14 protein-coding genes are annotated in these 18,100 nt (G+C 55.8%); 4 read left to right on the top strand and 10 right to left on the bottom strand.

What is annotated here, in order from left to right; all coding sequences use genetic code 11:
* Nucleotides 1-221 precede the first annotated feature (221 nt).
* Entirely contained in the window at nt 222-755 is a 534-nt protein-coding gene (locus EJ361_RS18720; RefSeq protein ID WP_126247172.1) for an OmpA family protein, read from the top strand.
* A gap of 30 nt (nt 756-785) precedes the next feature.
* Here the strand turns inward: EJ361_RS18720 and EJ361_RS18715 are convergent, their stop codons facing one another.
* Nucleotides 786-1,355 carry a pentapeptide repeat-containing protein gene (locus EJ361_RS18715; RefSeq protein ID WP_126247171.1) on the bottom strand — a complete coding sequence of 190 codons (570 nt, stop codon included), beginning with the start codon at nt 1,353-1,355 and terminating at the stop codon, nt 786-788.
* 201 nt (nt 1,356-1,556) lie between these two features.
* Between EJ361_RS18715 and EJ361_RS18710 the strand changes: the two genes are divergently transcribed.
* Nucleotides 1,557-4,670 carry a chondroitinase-B domain-containing protein gene (locus EJ361_RS18710; RefSeq protein ID WP_126247170.1) on the top strand — a complete coding sequence of 1,038 codons (3,114 nt, stop codon included), beginning with the start codon at nt 1,557-1,559 and terminating at the stop codon, nt 4,668-4,670.
* Nucleotides 4,671-4,736: 66 nt separating this feature from the next.
* Here EJ361_RS18710 and EJ361_RS18705 read toward each other — a convergent pair whose 3' ends face one another.
* The 4 genes from EJ361_RS18705 to EJ361_RS18690 all read right to left on the bottom strand — a co-directional run bounded on the left by EJ361_RS18705 (nt 4,737) and on the right by EJ361_RS18690 (nt 8,133).
* Complete coding sequence (locus tag EJ361_RS18705; protein WP_164714319.1) at nt 4,737-5,603, bottom strand: ester cyclase; 867 nt, start codon at nt 5,601-5,603, stop codon at nt 4,737-4,739.
* A gap of 63 nt (nt 5,604-5,666) precedes the next feature.
* Nucleotides 5,667-6,440 (bottom strand): helix-turn-helix transcriptional regulator, encoded by a 774-nt coding sequence (locus EJ361_RS18700; RefSeq protein ID WP_126247168.1) that lies wholly within the window; start codon nt 6,438-6,440, stop codon nt 5,667-5,669.
* Between the two features lie 93 nt (nt 6,441-6,533).
* Nucleotides 6,534-7,367 (bottom strand): sensor histidine kinase, encoded by an 834-nt coding sequence (locus EJ361_RS18695; protein ID WP_164714318.1) that lies wholly within the window; start codon nt 7,365-7,367, stop codon nt 6,534-6,536.
* A gap of 127 nt (nt 7,368-7,494) precedes the next feature.
* Entirely contained in the window at nt 7,495-8,133 is a 639-nt protein-coding gene (locus tag EJ361_RS18690; protein ID WP_126247166.1) for a response regulator, read from the bottom strand.
* 174 nt (nt 8,134-8,307) lie between these two features.
* Here EJ361_RS18690 and EJ361_RS18685 point away from each other — a divergent pair, with 174 nt between their 5' ends.
* Entirely contained in the window at nt 8,308-9,087 is a 780-nt protein-coding gene (locus tag EJ361_RS18685; protein ID WP_126247165.1) for a hypothetical protein, read from the top strand.
* Nucleotides 9,088-9,244: 157 nt separating this feature from the next.
* Here the strand turns inward: EJ361_RS18685 and EJ361_RS18680 are convergent, their stop codons facing one another.
* Nucleotides 9,245-14,539, bottom strand: coding sequence for a glycoside hydrolase family 44 protein (locus EJ361_RS18680; protein ID WP_126247164.1), 5,295 nt, complete (start codon nt 14,537-14,539; stop codon nt 9,245-9,247).
* A gap of 328 nt (nt 14,540-14,867) precedes the next feature.
* Between EJ361_RS18680 and EJ361_RS18675 the strand changes: the two genes are divergently transcribed.
* Nucleotides 14,868-15,857, top strand: a complete 990-nt coding sequence (locus EJ361_RS18675; protein WP_126247163.1) for an ABC transporter ATP-binding protein — start codon at nt 14,868-14,870, stop codon at nt 15,855-15,857.
* A 2-nt stretch (nt 15,858-15,859) separates the two neighbouring features.
* On the opposite strand, the gene EJ361_RS18670 is transcribed toward EJ361_RS18675, so the two are convergent.
* Genes EJ361_RS18670 through EJ361_RS18655 form a run of 4 tightly spaced genes read right to left on the bottom strand, consistent with a single transcriptional unit; the run spans nt 15,860 to nt 18,093 of the window.
* Entirely contained in the window at nt 15,860-16,747 is an 888-nt protein-coding gene (locus tag EJ361_RS18670) for an SMP-30/gluconolactonase/LRE family protein (RefSeq protein ID WP_126247162.1), read from the bottom strand.
* A 46-nt stretch (nt 16,748-16,793) separates the two neighbouring features.
* On the bottom strand, nt 16,794-17,093 hold the full coding sequence (trxA, locus tag EJ361_RS18665) for a thioredoxin (RefSeq protein ID WP_126247161.1): 300 nt from the start codon (nt 17,091-17,093) through the stop codon (nt 16,794-16,796).
* 9 nt (nt 17,094-17,102) lie between these two features.
* Nucleotides 17,103-17,618, bottom strand: a complete 516-nt coding sequence (locus EJ361_RS18660; protein WP_126247160.1) for a DsbA family protein — start codon at nt 17,616-17,618, stop codon at nt 17,103-17,105.
* Nucleotides 17,619-17,625: 7 nt separating this feature from the next.
* Complete coding sequence (locus EJ361_RS18655; RefSeq protein WP_126247159.1) at nt 17,626-18,093, bottom strand: redoxin domain-containing protein; 468 nt, start codon at nt 18,091-18,093, stop codon at nt 17,626-17,628.
* Between the last annotated feature and the right edge of the window lie 7 nt (nt 18,094-18,100).

Raw genomic sequence — 18,100 nt, 5'->3', positions numbered from 1 at the left:
TTTCCCGGCCCCGGCATCCCCGTGATCGCCTGCACGCAGGATAAAAGCCCCAACCTCATGGCCGCCTCCCCCAGCCGGCAAGTCTTCGGCGGATGGGCCGGAAACGAAGATCTGGTATTGAAAAGGAAACCTATGTAATTACCTCGTCATATGGTTGTTTATTGCTATAACTGATTGATTATTGGGGATTTACATAAATTTGTGCCCAAAATCGCAAGCATATGACCTTACCTGCTTTTAATCTCAGAAGCCTCCTGTTCTTCGTAGCGGCGGCACTGTTAACCTCCTGTGCGGCGTCCAAGAAAGGGACTTCCCATGCTTATATGACCAAGCAGTACAAGGAGCTGAAGAAAGTATTGAACGAAGCGGATGTTTCCATCCTGAACGACAGCCTGAAAGTCATCTTCCCCAACAACGTGATGTTCGCCACCAACTCCGACCAGTTGAAAGATGAAATCAAGCCCACCTTTGGCCGGTTTGCGGAAGTACTGAACAAGTTCGACAAAACGAAGATCCTGGTAACGGGCTATACAGACAATACCGGCACCGACCAGATCAATAACGACCTGTCCGAAAAACGGGCCGTGAGCGGAAAGAACCAGCTCACCGCAGACGGCGTTTCGGCCGACAGGCTGCTAACCTGGGGCCTGGGATCGCGCCACCCCATCGCAACGAACGATTCGGAAGACGGCCGCTCCAAAAACAGGCGCATCGAATTCGTGATCCTATACGACGTCAAACCTGAAAGCAAATAAATGAAAAAGCAGTCCCGCGGGACTGCTTTTTTATGAGATATGAATATCGTATTTCCCCAATAACCCCAGTACACCCGGCACGGAGAACTTCGCTTTTTTGATTTTGTTCCGCTCCGGATCGATAAGGTAATGCTCTGCCGTGCGGAAGTCTGCCTGCTCCAGTATCGTATTGCTGAAAACCGCGTTCAGCAGGTCGCAATGCGGGAATGCGGACCCCGTGAGATCGGCGTTCGTGAAATCCGTTTCACGCAACTGGCAATGGGCGAACGTCGTTTTTTTGATTTTCAGGCCGAAGAAGGAGGCACTGGTGAGCGTGCATCGCTCGAATGTGAACGACAGGTTGAAGGAATTGCATTCGTCGAACCGGAGACCCAGGAGTTTGCAGTCCTGGAACTTCACACCACGCAGCGCCGTTCCCTTGATCTTCGCCAGGGTAAGGTTGCAGCCGGAAAAGGTACAGTCGATAAAAATGACATCGATGAGCGAACTCTCGGAAAAATCGCAACTCCGGAAGGTACATGCCTCGTATTCACCGGGCGGGAGCGGTTGCGCGCGATAGTCCTGCCGCTCGAAAGCCTGATCGTAAAATTCGGTTTCCATATCCCTGAAAATTAATCATTTCCACCTCATCATGTAGTGGAATTTCTTACGCATTGCGCTTGCCGGCCGGCAAATCCTCCCATTAATTCCGTCAATTCACCGTCAATTCCTGTGAAAAAACTATCACTTCACCTCCATTTTTTACTGTTATTTACAATTGCAAACGATTGCATTGATTCACGTTATTGAAAACTTCCACTTATGAAAAGAATTTTACCCCTCGTCGTCCTGTTTTTATGGGCGCACACGGTATTGCACGCTGCCATTATTCGCGTGACGTCTATTTCCGCTTTGCAGTCCGCCATCAACGCTGCTGTTCCCGGCGACGTGATCGTGCTGGCAAACGGTGTATACACCACAACCGGTACGATTACCGTCAAACGCCAGGGCACAGCAGCGCAGCCCATCATTATCGCGGCGGAAACCGTGGGTGGTGTGGAGATCAATGGTGCCGGCGGGTTCCAGGTATTGAGCCCTGCCCGTTACATTACCATCACCGGGTTTATATTCCGCCATGCGGCGGGAAAATCGTCTACCGCACAGGGGACCGGTTTCGTCCGCCTCATGCACAATGTCTACGAGACGCCCGGCGAAGGCGATAACCTGAATATCCAGGGGAACGATCATGAGCTGTCGTATTGCACGTTCCGCAACAAGCGCGGCCTGGGCCAATACGTATCGATCCATGGTTCGGGCAACGGCGGCAGCCAGGTGGCGCAACGGATCTGGGTGCATCACAACTATTTCTACAAGCAATATCCCGGGGGTGGCAACGGTTCCGAAACGATCCAGTTCGGGTTGAGCGGGTATAGCCTTTCTTCGAGCCACAGCGTGGTGGAGTACAATCTTTTCGAAGAATGCGATGGGGAAAATGAGGGGATTTCGGTGAAGGCGTCGCACGTAACGCTGCGCTACAATACCATCCGCAACAATCCCGCGCAGTTTACGCTTCGGCACGGGAATTTCTGCCAGGTGTACGGCAACTATTTCATCAAAACGCCGGGCATCCGCATTTTCGGGGACGATCATACCATCCATTCCAATTATTTCGACAGTTGCAGCATCGCCATCAATATCGGGAACGGCAGTGCGGAAGTGTCGGAAGGCGGGGCGCTGACCTCTCACGACCGGCCAGACCGGGTCCTGATCGCGTTCAACACGCTCAACGGCAACGCGCAGAATATCCGCCAGGCCGCGCGCACGGATGGTTTGGGCTCTACTTACATCACCGGCGCTTACAATATCATTCAGCACAGTACTTTCGATGCGTTGCAGATCGCCGGTCCCAGTACGGGCTCGGTTTGGCTGGGGAACATCCTGTACAACGTGCCGGCCGGTATTTTCCCGGATACTTCGTATACCGTTGAAAATCCGCTACTGGAGCGGGATGCGAACGGCATCTGGCACCTGGTGCAGAATAGTCCTGCCATCGGGAAAGGTGGCGCCGGTTATCCGCTGGTGACGGTAGATCTGGACGGTCAGCCCCGTACATCCCCTATGGACGCGGGCGCCGATCAGTTTTCCATTGCGCCGGTGAAAGCCATTCCGCTGGATAGCACCATGGTCGGCTATCTCGCCGGCGGCGACGGGCCGCGTGCCGGCATTACGGCTCCTGTTAACGGTGCGCTGATCAAAGCCGGCGATACTGTTTCCATCGAGGCGACCGCGATTTCATTTTCCGATACGATCGATAAAGTCGCGTTTTTTGTGGATGGGGTGAAGATAGGGGAGGATACATCGGCGCCTTTTGCATTCGCCTGGACGGCAGTTTACGGCCAACACAGCATTTCGGTGAAGGCATTCGACCGGAAGGGCCGTGAGTCCGCCGTTGCGCAATCCCTGGTGACGGTGAACCCGCGCGGTACCGATGTTTCACTGATTTCACCGGCGGCAGGAACGGTGTTCGTTTCGCCGGTATATATCCAGCTGGCGGCTACGGCTTCCGATAGCCTGGGCGGCATTATGTCGGTGTCGTTCTACGCAGATACGACGCTGATCGGGACAGACAGCACGGCGCCATACGCATTGCGGTGGTACGGGCCGGCCGCGGGTAATTATTCCATAACGGCCAAAGCCCTCAACGCATCGGGCGAGATAGCCATTTCCGGCGCGTCCGCCATCAAGGTAAGGATCGGTAATATCGACATTACCGACAACGGCGGAACGATCTCCGGTCAGTACCCGAATACCTCCAAACCCACGGAAGACCTGCCTTCGCTCATCGACAACAATCCCGGCACCAAATACTACCGCAGCGGCCGCACGGCACTCTGGGTACAGTACAAATCAACGGAACCCGCCATCGTTGTGCGTTACACGATCACTTCCGGGAACGACCGCCCCGCCCGCGATCCCCGCGACTGGTCGCTCCTCGGCTCCAACGATTCCCTGAACTGGGATACGCTCGACGTTCGTGCCGGCGAAACATTCTCCGGCCGCGGACAGTTGCGCTCCTTCGATGTTCCGGGCAATACGAAAGCCTATGTTTACTATCGCTTCAACATGACGGCAAATAACGGAGAAGGCAACACGCAGTTTGCGGAATGGGAGCTGTTCGAACGGCGGATGCAGGCTATCGTATTCGACAGCATCGGCGAGCGCCGGTACGGAACTGCGCCCTTGCAACTGGTGGCCGAATCTACGGTCGGGCTGCCGGTTACCTTCTCGCTGGTGGAAGGGCCCGCGGTGCTGGAGGGCTCGCAGCTCACTTTCACGGGGCCTGGAACGGTGACGGTGAAAGCCTCCGCAGCCGGGTCCGACAATTATTTCCCGGCAGACACGGTGCAGACGTTTACCGTTCTCAAAGGCATACAAACCCTCCATTTCCCGCCTATCGCTCCCCGCCTGAAATACGAGACCGTGCAACTGCAGGCCTCCAGCTCCATCGGTATGCCGGTGCGTTTTGCGCTGGTAGATGGCGGTGGGATACTGAACGGAAACTCCCTGAAACTCACGACCACGGGGATCGTGACGGTGCGCGCATTGGCAGATAGTTCCGCACTGTATGAATCCGCCTCGGCGGAACAGGGGATTCTCGTACTGGGGATCGGGTTGATCGCAGACCCTATCGGTATCACGATCTTCCCCAATCCTACACGCGGCCCCGTTACCGTGAAACTGGAAAACAAAAAGGACCGGGGCTATGTGTTCCAGGTCATCGACCGGATGGGCAACCAGGTGGCCAGAACGGTGATCCCCCAGGGCCAGGGCGCCACGCAGGTGCAGCTGGACCTCTCTTCACAGATCGATGGCATCTATTTCCTGCATGTGTCTGACGGTGTGGTAAAAACCGTTCGCGCGATCATGAAGTATTGATGTTGAGATCGATGGAATATGGGACAGGCGGCTCTTTCCGGGCCGCCTGTCCTGTTTTGGGAAAGTTTATCGGGCGGTGTTAGCTATCGGTTCGAAAACGCCTCTTTCCATCCTGATCCCCAGTTTTTGCATGAAGGCCGCCGGATCGAAACCTTCTTGCTGATAAGCTTGCTGAACGGCGGTTTTAGCGGCCTGCAGGGCTTCCGCGTTTTTCCACCTCGCGGTGGTGAAGCAAATGAGATCGCCATTGGCGGCGGTATGGCCGAGCAGCTCATCTTCCAAAAATCCCGGCAGGGTTTTGATGAAATCCCGGTTAATGCGGACACGCTCCAGGAACGCCTTTTTCGCTGCTGCGGGCACGGTAAAATGGTCAACGAAGCGCACTTCCCCCGGCTGGTTTTTCGCACGGATCTGCGATTCATCGGCGGGCAGTTGCCGGAGCTGCTGCAGGAATCCCAACCTGTCGTTGAACAAAAATCCATCAACGATTTTTTCATGTTTAAGCGTAAATATGGCAATGGCGTTGTGGAGGATGTGGAGGCCGGTGGCGGAAATGTCCTGGAAATCGCCCTGGTGCGTGCCTTCCCATTGCCATTTCACCATCACTTTATCACCTTCCGCGATAAATTCCAGCAGTTGCCACCGGATGTCGGGGAAGGAACGGATCAGCCCTGCGATGGCGGCTTCAAAGGCTGCAGGGCCTTTCAGTCCGGAAGGGCCGGTGTATTCGTCCGCCACGTATTTCGGCATGTCGGCGAAATGCCGCTCATTGATCACCCGCTCGAAGAGCTGGCGTACTGCCTGCTTGTTGCGCTGTGCGGTGCCATTATCTGTTTGTTCGATGGCGGGGGACGGGAAATGTTGTATGGGAGCGGTTTCCGGGCTGAGGGAAACTGATAGGGCCAGGCTGGCTGCGGAAAGTATGGTAGTCATCATCTTGAATTTTTCACAAAACTACCTGCGGCGCCGCGGGAGAAATTGTAAAAAATCATTGATTTACCAACCGCGGGCAACGCTGAAATATGCTTTCGGGGTTTGGCCGGTGAACTGCCTGAAATCGCGGATAAAGTGCGACTGGTCGAAATACCCCGCTTCGTAGGCGGCCTGTGTGAGCGATTCGGTGTCGTGGTAACGCCCGACGAGCGCGTTGAGCCGCACAAGCGCCGCGTATTGCTTGGGTGTAGCGCCGATTCTGGCGCGGAACCGCTTCTCCAGCGGGTCCTGACTGATGTGCAGGGCTTCCGCCAGCGATTTGATGCGCAGGTTGCCGTTTTGCCGCTTGATCAGGGACGCCGCTTCCAGGATCAATCCGTCTTGCGGGATTGGGGTGAGTTGGCGGAGGAGGAATGCTTCCAGCAGCAAGAGCCGCTGCGGATGCCCGGGCGCTTCGGCCAGCCGTTCCTGCAACGCGCTGATTTCGGCGGAAGGGAAAATATCCTGCGTATCTACGCTCAGCCCGAACAGCTCATGCGCCGGCACCCGGGTAAAAGCATGAATAGCGCCTTCGCGGAAAACGGCCAGGAGGTTGAACGTTCCTTTTTCGTACCGGAAACCCCGCGCGTTCTTTCGCAATCCGCTGATAACGGAACCGGGCAAAACCTCCGATTTACCGTCCGATTCCTGTACGATCCGGCCGCTGAACCGGAACGAAAGCACCAGCGAAGTGCCGGGGATCGTCTGGTTGAGGATGTCCGCGTCGCTTTCGATCAGGAGGTACTCGCTGATGTAAGGCGCAAGGGTGCCCGAGGGCTGGAACTTCCGGATGGTCATGCCTTAAAAGTACGGAATCCGGTCGGTTAAAAACAACGCGACCGTACGGAGTATAGCCGTTCGGTCGCCGGAAGCACGATGTCTGCTTACATGTCAGGGTTGAATGGGGATATCAAACATGAACTGGAGACCGCCGCCGGAGTTACGTTCTACCTGCAGCGGGGTGTTATAGAGTTTCTCCAGCCTCAGGGCGGTGTTGCGGAGCCCTATGCCGGAGCCGAGCATGATTTGATCGAGCGGGCCGCAGAAGCCGGCACCAGTATCGCTGACGGTACAGCGAAGTTTGTTTTTATACCGGGCGCATCGGATGGTGATGGCGCCGCCGTTGATACAGGGGCCGATCCCGTGTTTTACGGCGTTTTCTACCAGCGGTTGCAGTAGCATCGGGGGGATGCGCATTCCCTGAACCGATGCCGCCGCGTCTATTTCAACCTGCAGGCGGGAGGAAAAGCGGTGTTGTTCGATTTGGAGGTAGTCGCGGAGGAAGGAAAGCTCCTGGCCCAGGGGCACCAGATCCGTCCGGGTGGAGTTCAGCGCATACCGGAACGTATCGGCCAGCTGCGCGATGAGCTCCCTGGCCGCCTCCTGCTCGGCAGGAAGGCTGGCGTTTACCCGGTTGAGGGCATTAAAGAGGAAATGAGGCTGTATCTGCGCTTTCAGGGCCTGTAATTCCGCCTGCAAAGCCTGCTCCTGCAATAAGCGGACTTCCGCTTCCCGGTCGGGAACCGCGGCAACGGGCTGTTTTTCACCCGGCATGCGGAGCAACAGAACGGTAATGGTCACGGCTGCCAGCGCGAGCAGGACGGCCATTCCGCCGGATGCGCCGTTTGGGTGAACGGTGAAGGCCAGCAATAGCAGCGATGCCGCCAGCAGTCCGGCGATCATGGTTTGTAAGAGAAGGGGAGCTTTCTTTTCTACAAGCAACATGGTCATGAAGTTTCCTCAAAACTACCTGACAACGCAAACGGATTTTTGCGATGTATTACTCGTATTTAAAACTGAGTAGTTTTACTTACCCGGGATGGAGGAGAGGAACCGGAAACAGGAAGATGTACTAGCTGGCGAGCCCCAGATCCATGGCTTTTCTTACCAGGGCGGCGGTATTTTTTACATCCAGCTTTTGCATGAGGTTATAGCGATGGTTTTCGATAGTGCGCACGCTGAGAGACAGCTTGTCGGCGATGTCCTGGTTGCTGCTTCCCTGGGCGATGAACCCCAGTATTTCCTTTTCGCGCCGCGTGAGGGAAGGTGCGTAGCGGCTCGGTTTCCGCTGGATGATCTGCTGGAACATCTGGTCTTTCAATTCTCCATGTACATACTGATCGCCCGCGTGCACGGCATCGATCGCTTCGCGGATCTCGCGGCTGCCGGCCGTTTTGAGCAGGTATCCTGCCGCACCGTTCTGAAATGCGGTACGGATGGTATGCTTATCTTCCACATTCGTGAAAATGATGACCCGCGTATCCGGAAAATCGGCCGAAACCCGCCGGCACAGCGCCAACCCGTCTTGCCCCGGCAACTGGATGTCCAGGAAAAGGACCTCCGGTGCACCGGCCTGCAAACCGTCCAGCAACTGGTCGCCGTTCTGCCAGGCCCCCGACACGGAAACGTCCGGGAAACCCTGCAAAATCATTTGCAAACCATTGAGAATGGCCGGATGATCGTCTACCAGTGCGATAGTAATGCGGTTCATGCGAATCGATTAGATATGTAATATTAATGGTTTCCCGGGAGATATGAAAGAATTCCCGTTTACAGCTGTTCTGGCATCAAATATGCATTACCATACAATATGTTAAACCTGTTGTAACGCGTAAACCTGATCGCATTTACAACGTCTAATTAACAAGAACTAAAACCAGCATGTATGAAACGGATTTTTCTCATCCTGGCTGTGATGACCGCTTTTACGGCCTCTACCCCGTCTCCCGCCTCGGCACAGGTGAACGTGAGTATCAACCTTGGTATTCAGCCCGCCTGGGGCCCCGTGGGTTACGACTACGCGGAGTACTATTACCTTCCTGATATCGACATTTACTATTACATCCCGACGCAAACGTACATCTATTTCGACTTCGGCCGATGGGTCCATACCCGCTATCTGCCGGCCCGTTATGGATATTACGACTTCTACCGGGGTTACAAGGTGGTGATCAACCAGCGCGATCCCTGGAGATTCCATAAACGCTACCGCAGGGAGTATTCACATTACCGGAACAACTATACGCAGATCGTTTGGCGAGACCGGCCCGGCGATCGCCGCGAATGGAACAACCGCTGGAACAACCGCCCGGAAGAACGCCGCGAATGGAACAGCCGCCCCGTACAGCGCCGGGTAGATAACGACAACCGCCGCGAATGGACACGCGACAACGAACGAAACAACGATCGCGACAATAACCGCCGCGAATGGAACCAGAATAATAATAACAACCGTCCTGCAGAACGCCGCGAATGGAATCAAAACAACAATCGCCCGGAACGCCGGGTAACACCAAACCGCCCCGCCGAACAACGCCGGGAAGTAACGCCGAACCGCCCTGCAGAACGCCAGTGGAACAATAATAACGGGAACCGTGGAAACGACCGCAGAACAGAGCCCGGCAGCCGTGGAAGCGAGAATAGCCGTGGCCGCGAGCGCGGTTAACAATATCAGGGGTAATCAGGAATTAAACCTGTAGTGTGTGAGAAAAACCGCCGGCAACGGCGGTTTTTTTTATGCCGCAACCTCTCATAAATCCGTTCATTGCCCCACAAAAAAAGGCCGGTATTTGCACCGGCCTTTTACTTTTTACGCTATCCATTTATTTGGCGATGATAACAGGCCTTGTCTGTTTATGCTTCCCGGATTTCACTTGCACGAAATACATACCGGAGCGCAGTTTCGTTGCCGGAACATAGATATTCCCCTGCGATTCGGTGAGTACCTGCCGGTACGTCACGCGGCCGAAAAGGTCCGTTACGGTCAATTCCATTTTACTGGATTCGGGGATCACGTATTTGACACGGAAACCCTCCAGGGCAGGGTTCGGGTAAATCCACAGAGACTCCCGGCTCGCAGCCACCAGGATGCTGAATTGTGCCGTGCAGCCGGTTGCCTTGTCGGTGACGTTCACGGTATATAAACCGGGCGCCCGTTGCTCGAGGTCTTCGGTGGTGGATTTATCGGACCATAAGTACTGGTAATTCCCGCTGCCGCCGTTCACGCTGATGTTGATATTGCCGTCTTCGTCCGCCGTGCCGATGATCACCAGCCGGTTAACCGTACCGGCTACCGTAACGGTTTGCGTGTTCGAGAATCCGCCGCTGCCGGTCACCCGGATGGCATAGTTGCCCGGTGCGAGGTGGCGGAATTCCCGGTTGGCGGGGCCCGCGGGGTTTTCCCTGTTGTCGATGAAATACCGGAAATCGGAAGGAGTTCCGGCGCTGAGGTTCACGAGTATCACGCCGTTCGCGCCACAGTTGGCGTTGGTAACGGTAAAGGTGATCGTGGGATGGACGGGCCGCGTCACCCGGAAATCTTTCCTGGTCACGCATCCAGCCGATGCATCGGTCACTTCCATCCAGTAATCGCCGGTAGCGAGGTTGCTAACATCCTGCGTGGTGGCGCCGGTAGACCAGCGATAGGTATAATTGCCGCTGCCACCCGTCACGGTCACATCGATCGCGCCGGTAGTCTGATCGATCTGCGATGTCACATCCATATCGTTCATCCATCCGTCTACCTCCACCCGTTCATTCTTCTCGAAACCATTCGCCCCCGTGATCCTGACTTCATAGAAATCCGCCTGCAAATTGCGGAAAACAGGCTGGTTGATGCCGGCAGGATTGGCTTGCCCATTGATAAAATACTGGTACGGCGCCGCGCTGGCCCCGGTGGTGCTGACGGTAATGGTACCGCCTGTGTTGCAGGAGGCGCCGGTAGCGGTGAAAGTCACGTCCGGGCCGGTACGCGTTACGGTAAGCGTCATGGCCGTCGCGCATTGCGTGGTACGGTCGGTCACCTCGATATGATATTGCCCGGACGCCAGGCCGGACTGGTCGGCCACCGTAGACCCATGCGCCCAATTGATCCGGTAACTCCCGCTGCCGCCGGTAATCGTAATATCGATATTGCCGTAGCGGTGATCGATGGTTTGGGTGATCAGGAGGTCGTTCAGCGTTCCGCCCATCGTCACAGCCTGGGAATAATCGAATCCATTCGCATTCGTGACGCGAATGGTATAAACACCGGGCTCCAGTTGTCCGAAAATGTTACTGTTGATGCCGTTCGGATTGGCTTTCCCGTTGATGTAATATTGATATACGCCGCTACCGTTGCTTACTGTGGCGGTAATGATGCCGTTGGGAAAACATTGCGCGTTCTTCACGGTGAACAGTACAACCTGCTGGCGCGTAACCTTCGCCGTTCCATGATACGTACATCCGCTAACGTTATCCTTCACATTCACCGTATAATCGCCGGAAGGTACGTTTGTCAGGTCTTCTGTAGTAGCGTTGTTCGACCAGGCGAAGATGTAATTCCCGCTTCCGCCGGTGATGGTCAGATCGATATCGCCGGCCTGGTCATTTACCTGGATATTTCCCTGCAAACCTTGTCCACCGCTGATTACCACCGTTTCCACGTACACGAAATTATCCGGCCCGGTGATCCGCAGGTCGAACTGCCCGGGTTGGAGGTTTTCGAAAACAGGGCTGGCTTGCGCCGCGCCGCCGATGGAATACTGGTAATTACCGGATGGGGGTACCACCTTCTTCACTTCGATCCGGCCGTTGTTACCGCATGCGGAAGGCTGCGTTACGATTTCTACATCCGCTACGGGACTGCCGCTCAGGTAAATATCGTCTACCTGGAAATCCACGCCGCTGTTGGGCATCTGTTCCGACAAGAATCCGATGAGCGCAACTTTCGACGGATCGATCTCAGCGCCATTCACCATATCGGCGAGCGGGATGCGGACCTGCTGATAATTGCCCGACAATTGTGTGAGGTACTTGTCGCGCAGCAGGAATGCGGCATTCGATCCGCCGCCGAAGCGGTCTTTCAGGAAAATCTGCAGATCGAAATTGCCGAGGCCGGCGGTATTGGGGAAGCGGATGCTGAAGTTGAGGTATCTTTTCTGGCGAAGGTCGACCATCCGGGCGTCTACGTCCTGCGCCAGGTCCCAGAATACATAGGCAAAGGGTTCCGGGTTCGGCTCGATATGCGCGGACATGTTGATCGGGCCTTTGTTCCCGCCGGTGGGCCGTACCACGAGCAGCGAAGCGTTGTTACTGGTGCTGTGGACGATGCCGGGATTTTTGGTGTCGCCATCCCAGATCACGTCAGACGAGGCGCGGCCCCATACGAGATAATCCACCTTAATCTGCGCCGTGTTCCCTTTCTGGTCGGTTGCCGTGATGTGGAAGGAACGGGGGCCGGGAGGCGTTGTGGCCGGCACGGTAAAACTCGCCGTGTATCTTCCGTTCACCAGCAGGAGCGGTTGGTTGTTGGCGCCGCCGACCGGGGAAAGATCGACGGTGACGGAGGCCAGGTCGTTGTTCGGATCGCTGGCCAGCACGCTGAGCTGGACCGGGGTGATGCCATCCGCGAAACCCGCAGCAGGGTTGATCCGCACATCGCTGAGGACCGGTTGTACCGTGGGGTTGTCGTACGGCAGGGCGCGCACATCGTCTATCCATACATCAAAACCATCCTGCGCGGAATTGACAAGGAAATTGAACTGCCACAGCCGGGTGAGGTCGAATCCGGAGCCGGTGAACAGGTCGGAGAAGGGGATTTTTACTTTCGTGAATTGAGTGGGGTGGAAGGAGGAAATGTAGCCGTTGGCCTTGAGGTTCACGCTGTTGGAAACGTTCATGTTGGCGCTGGCGTCTCTCACGCTGAATGTTATGTCTGCATATTCCGGAGCGTTGGAACGGATGTAAAATTCGAGATACCCGAATTCGCTCACATCCCTTGCACCGCCGGCATTGGGATCGATGCGCCAGGTCATGAGCCCCCAGTAATTGGGATCGTGCTTGAACCGCATGTACAAACTGCCGGGACCGGTATTGCCGCCCGTGGCCCGCCTTTCGATGATTTGCGTTCCGGCCGTCTGATCGCTGCCGTCGTTGAAGCGTTCGCCCTCGCCGCCGCGGATCGCGTCACCGTTCCAGATGTCGGTAGACGGCAGTTCGCGGATCACGCGGTAGGTGACATTCCCGGATACGCTATGCCCCGCAGCATCTGCGGCGGAAACGGTCAGCATTTTCATGCCGGAAGCGGTATTGGCGGGTACGGTATACTGGATGGAATACTGATCGCCGTTGCGCACGAGCGGGGTTGTAGCACTGCCTCCCAGAGAGCTCAGGTCGATCGTCGGCGGGCGCATATCGTTATCGGAATCGGTAATGGTGGCGGATACGGTAAACCGGGCGTTCCCGTCAGAATAACCGATGGCCGGCGCAATGGTAAGGTCCGTAATGTAGGGGTACACCGTAAGATCGGTTTCTGACAACACCAGGTGGTACACCGTCATGGGCGGCATTTTCAGCTGGAAGGAATTGTTCTCCACGGTACGGATATCTTCCATCCTGCGCACCACGGGACTATTCCTGTCTACCACATATACCGACGCGCTCCTGTACTGGCGCGCTCCCGAAAAAGCCACGGTCGCCACCACGGTATCGGTCATGCTGCGATTGATGGCGATGGTATGAAGAAACTCGTCGCCGGAGGCGTTCACGGAAGCGTACACCGCGCTCACCGCGCGATTGTCTGTTTGCGCTTTGACGGAAGTGTTGCCGAATTTTCCGCCATTGCCGTCGTAGTTGCAATACAGGTCGAACCCGCTTTTGATATAGCCGATCACCGCGCCCCAATACGAAGCGAAATAGATCTGTTCCGTCCCGAAAGCGCCCAGCGCATCGGCCTGCGCAACGGTGCCGGAAACATGGCTCGTTCCCCCGTAACTGTATTCCGTGATCCCGAGCCGGGTACCGGGATAGAAGTCGGCGATCATTTGCTTCAGTTTGGGCAGCACGGGGAAAATCTGTCCGTTGGAGGCGTCGTTCACCCAGGAATTTTCCTGGTAGGTATCGTCCCACAGTCCGCGCGACATGGAAATGCGGCCCAGTACGGAATTATCGTCGTTTTCGTCGTCGAACGGGCTCATGTTGCCGAAGTCGCGGTTTTGCTGCGGGTACCAGTGCAGGTCGAGCACATCGAGCAGGCGTTTCCCCGCTGCCTGGCTGCGGGCGCGCATGTTGGCGAGGTAATAATGCACGAACAGTTCATAATTGCCCCGTACCTGGTCCCAATCTGGCGCGAACTGGAGGTTCTGATAAGCGGTGTAGCCCCAGAGCGAAGGGCCGAACACTTCTGCCGAGGGGTCCATTTCCTTGATCAGTTCCGCCGTTTCGTAAGATTTGTTCATGAGGTAATTGACAGACACGCCGGTGGTGCCGAACAGCCGGGGATGGGTGCTGGTCCAGAGGCAGGGCTCATTGTCGAGCGAATAGCCTTTGATGCCGGTGGCGGTATTGCTGCGGCCATAAGCATCGAGGAGGAAATGCAGCTCCTCGTCCACATACACCGCATTGTCATTCACATCGGGCGTGAGCGACAGGTTCCCGCCGGGTTTGCGGGCTACTACCGGTACCCAGCGGTTAGACGGTGCAGTTTCGTTTTCGCTGACCGTGCCGTTTTTGTCTCTCGCCACGTAACCCGCCATGGGCAAGGTGGCCAGGGAATAGGCGCCTTGCTGGAGCGATTGGTTGTGGAAGGCCTTGAGCGCCGAACCGGGCACATCGTACTGGTTCCCGGGTGTGTTCCATTGTGCCGGCACCCAGTCGTCGCTATGATGCACCCAATCTTCGCCGGCGTTGCTGGCATTGTTTTCCCAGTTATAGCCGGTGATGCGGTTGCCGCCCATCCGTTTGGCGGGTGCATAGGGATAATGGTCGTTGGTGCCGTACACCAGCGGACTGATGGCTTTCCTGTTGGGAGCGGATGCATCGATGGTGAAACGGACGTTTCGCGTGGCCTGGGCGGATGATCGTACGCTGGAAAGCAGCATCATGGCGGCGCACGCCACAATTGAGCAGAATGGTTTCATGAGAGATGGTTGAGGTCAATAAATCGTTCCGCGGAACGGCACGGATCTCGTTAGGTATAATAAAAAAGTCGAATGCAAATTACGGGGATTGAAGGGGGCAATTCAGGGGCTTCCGCCGGGGTGTCGATATTCATGTCTGAAACATATGCAGATAGTCCTGAAGCGAAGGATGTTGCGGTTGAAGGTATCCGTTATTCGTAATGGATTGATCCTCCATTCGTTAGCGTTCTTCCCAAAAGCCGGTCAGACCAATTCGCGGAAATGTTTTTTCTTTATGTTCCGGAAATGGAACGCGCTTTGCAGTAACCGGCCGGCAATTTTAGGGATTATGACGTTTTTACAAGTTTCTGATATATCGAGGAAAGACAAGCTGGGATTCGAATTGCAGCCTTTGTCTTTCCAAGTGGAGCGTGGACAGAAAGTAGCCGTGATGGGCGCTTCCGGATCGGGAAAAAGCACATTGCTGCGGATGATCGCGGGATGGGTGCAGCCGGATGGCGGCACCATCCTGTTCGAAGGGGAGAAAGTACTGGGGCCGGACTGGAAATTGATTCCCGGCCACCCCGGCATCGCATACCTCTCGCAACATTACGAGCTACGGAATAATTACAGGGTGGAAGAACTGCTCGCGTATGCCAACCAGCTGACCGACGACGAGGCCACCCGGCTGTTCGACATCTGCCGGATCAGCCATCTCCTCAAACGGAAGACCGACCAGCTTTCCGGCGGGGAGAAGCAGCGTATTTCCCTCGCGCGGCTGCTCGTCACCAAGCCGAAGCTTTTGTTGCTGGACGAGCCCTATTCCAACCTCGACCTCATTCATACTCACATCCTCAAATCCGTGATCCGCGACCTGGGCGAAGCATTCGGCATCACGAGCCTCCTCGTTTCCCACGACCCGGACGATGTACTGCCCTGGGCAGACCATCTCATTATCCTCCGCGACGGGCAGTTCGTACAGCAGGGCAGTCCGGCGGAGGTGTACAGCAAGCCCGCAGATGCTTATGCTGCGGGGCTCCTGGGCGATTTTCAACTCTTTCCGCCCGACAAGGCGAAAGTGTTTGCCCTCATGCCCGGGATCGTCGTGAACGGGCGCAGCCTGGTGGTGCGGCCGGAGCAGTTCCGTTTCGCGAAAGACGGCAGCGAGGCCATCAAAGGTGTGGTGAAGGATGTAATGTTCGGCGGCAGCTATCACGATGTGGTGGTGGAAGTGCCGGGCAACCTGCTCACCGTTCGCACCACTGCGCCGAAATACCAGAAGGGCGATGCCGTTTTCGTGGCATTGCCGTCGAAGGGGATCTGGTTCCTGCCGTCCTAAATTTATTCCGCTCCCTTTACTTTCATTGCAACGGTATATACCGCTGTGGATGCGGTGAGGAAAAGTATGTTCCTTTTTTTGCCGCCGAAGCAGGCGTTGGCGGTCCATTTTTCGGGGACGTCGATATGCCCGATCTGCTGGCCCTGCGGGTTATAAATGAATACGCCGTTGCCGCAGAGGTAAAGGTTCCCGCGCTCGTCGAGCGTAATGCCGTCACCGCCTTTATGGGTGAAAAGTATGCGGTTGGCGAGTGTTCCGTCCCCCGAAATTTCATACCTGTAAATTTTATCCCCGCCGATATCGGCTATATAGAGGTACTTTCCGTCTGGCGTGCCCACGATGCCGTTGGGTTTCACGATATCGTCTGCCACGATTACCGGTGCGCTGGCGCCTTTGGGCAGCCGGTACACGCGCATGGCGTCGATCTCGGGCTTTTGGCGCGTCCAGTAGCTGCGTTGATAGTAAGGGTCGGTGAAGTAGATGTCGCCGTTGGGATGGATCCAGAGATCGTTGGGGCCGTTCAGTTTTTTCCCTTCGAAGTTATCCATCAACACGGTATGCACGCCTTTAGGGGAAAACGACCAGAGCTCGTTATCTGCGTCTGCACAGGCGAGGATGTTCCCTTTTTTATCGACGTACAACCCGTTGGCGCGGCCGCTATTGCCGGAAAAGAGGCTGAGCCTGCCTTTGGTGTCGTATTTCCAGATGGAATTATTCGGCTGGTCGGTGAAGTAGATATTGCCTTTCCGGTCGGGCGCGGGGCCTTCCGTGAATTTGAACTGATGGGATATGAGCACGGGTTTGGCGCCGTCTGCCACGAGCAGGTGCAGTGAGTCGGACTGGGCATTGGCAGACAGGGCTGCCAGTAAGAAAAAGGCGGCTAGTTTCATGTGGAATCCGTATTTCCGTCAAGATACGAAAAACCGGAAACCTTTCCTATGCAGACGCGGCCTGCAACTGGCGGAGCAGGCTCCCTTTGTCGATCATCCCCGCATGCCGCCACACCACTTCCCCTTTCCGGAAAATGATGAAAGTGGGCACGGCGCTTACGTTGAAATGGCTGGCGGCCTGCTGGTTCTTGTCGATATTCACTTTCACTACCCGCGCTTTGCCTTCCACCGCCTGCGCTACTTCCTTGATAACGGGCGTCATGGCGTGGCAGGGCTGGCACCAGTCTGCATAGAAATCTACCAGTACGGGTTGTTCGGATTGGATCAGATCATTAAATGCGCTCATAACCTGCGTTTAAAAAGTGAGGGAAGCCATGAGCGATTCTTCGTCATAGCTGCCGTTGTATTTTTGTCCATTGATGAAAAATGAAGGCGTACCGTTCACGCCGCTCCTTACGCCGCTTTCGAAATCCGCGTCCACCTTGTCTTCCAATGCCGTATCCTGTATGTCGTTCCGGAATTGTTCGAGGTCGAGGCCGATATGTTGCGCGATGGCGAAGAGGGTTTCGGCGGACAGTATGGCCTGGTTCTGGAAGATGCCGTGATGCATTTCCCAGAACTTTCCCTGCCGGGCGGCGGCTTCCGCGGCGATGGCTGCGGGTTTGGCCATGGCGTGGGATTCGGAAAGGGGGAAATGACGGAAGATGAACCGCAATCCGGGCCCTATTTTTTTAACGATGTCTTCCACTGCGGGAAAAGCCTTTCCGCAATGCGGACATTGAAAATCGCCATACTCCACGAGCGTAACAGGCGCTCCTTCCTTACCCCGTGCATGATCTTGCGGGCCGGCCGGTGGTGTGAGTTTTGCCATAGACAGTTTATATTTTTTTAGCCTGAATTTTTTCCAGTGCATCGAGAATCCCGTCTGCTCCTGGATTAACAGCAGGGGGCGACAAAAAGTTCCAGCGTATGATGCCGTTGCCGTCGATCACGTACAATGCCCGATGGCATTGGCCTTCCTTATCGTCGTACGCCTCATACGCTTGGGCGACGGCTCCCTTCGGCTCAAAATCCGCCAGCAGCGGGAAGTGCAGGTTGCGCGCCTGCGTGTAGGCCTGGTGGCACCATTTGCTGTCTACCGAAACCCCCACGATCGCTGCGTTCTGTTTACGGAATAACTGGAGCATTTCGTTGTAGAGCGACATCTGGTCGCCGCAAACCGGGCTCCAGTCTGCCGGGTAGAAGGCCATGATGAGGTTCTTTCCCTGGAAGTCTTGCAGTGTATACCGCTGGCCGGGTGTTGAATACAAATTAAAATCCGGTGCCGGGGTGCCGATCGATAACATACCGCGT

This window comes from Chitinophaga rhizosphaerae, assembly GCF_003958645.1.
GTDB classification, from domain to species: Bacteria; Bacteroidota; Bacteroidia; order Chitinophagales; family Chitinophagaceae; genus Chitinophaga; species Chitinophaga rhizosphaerae.
Note: the sequence above shows the minus strand (reverse complement) of the source record. Positions and strands in the feature narration are given on the sequence as shown.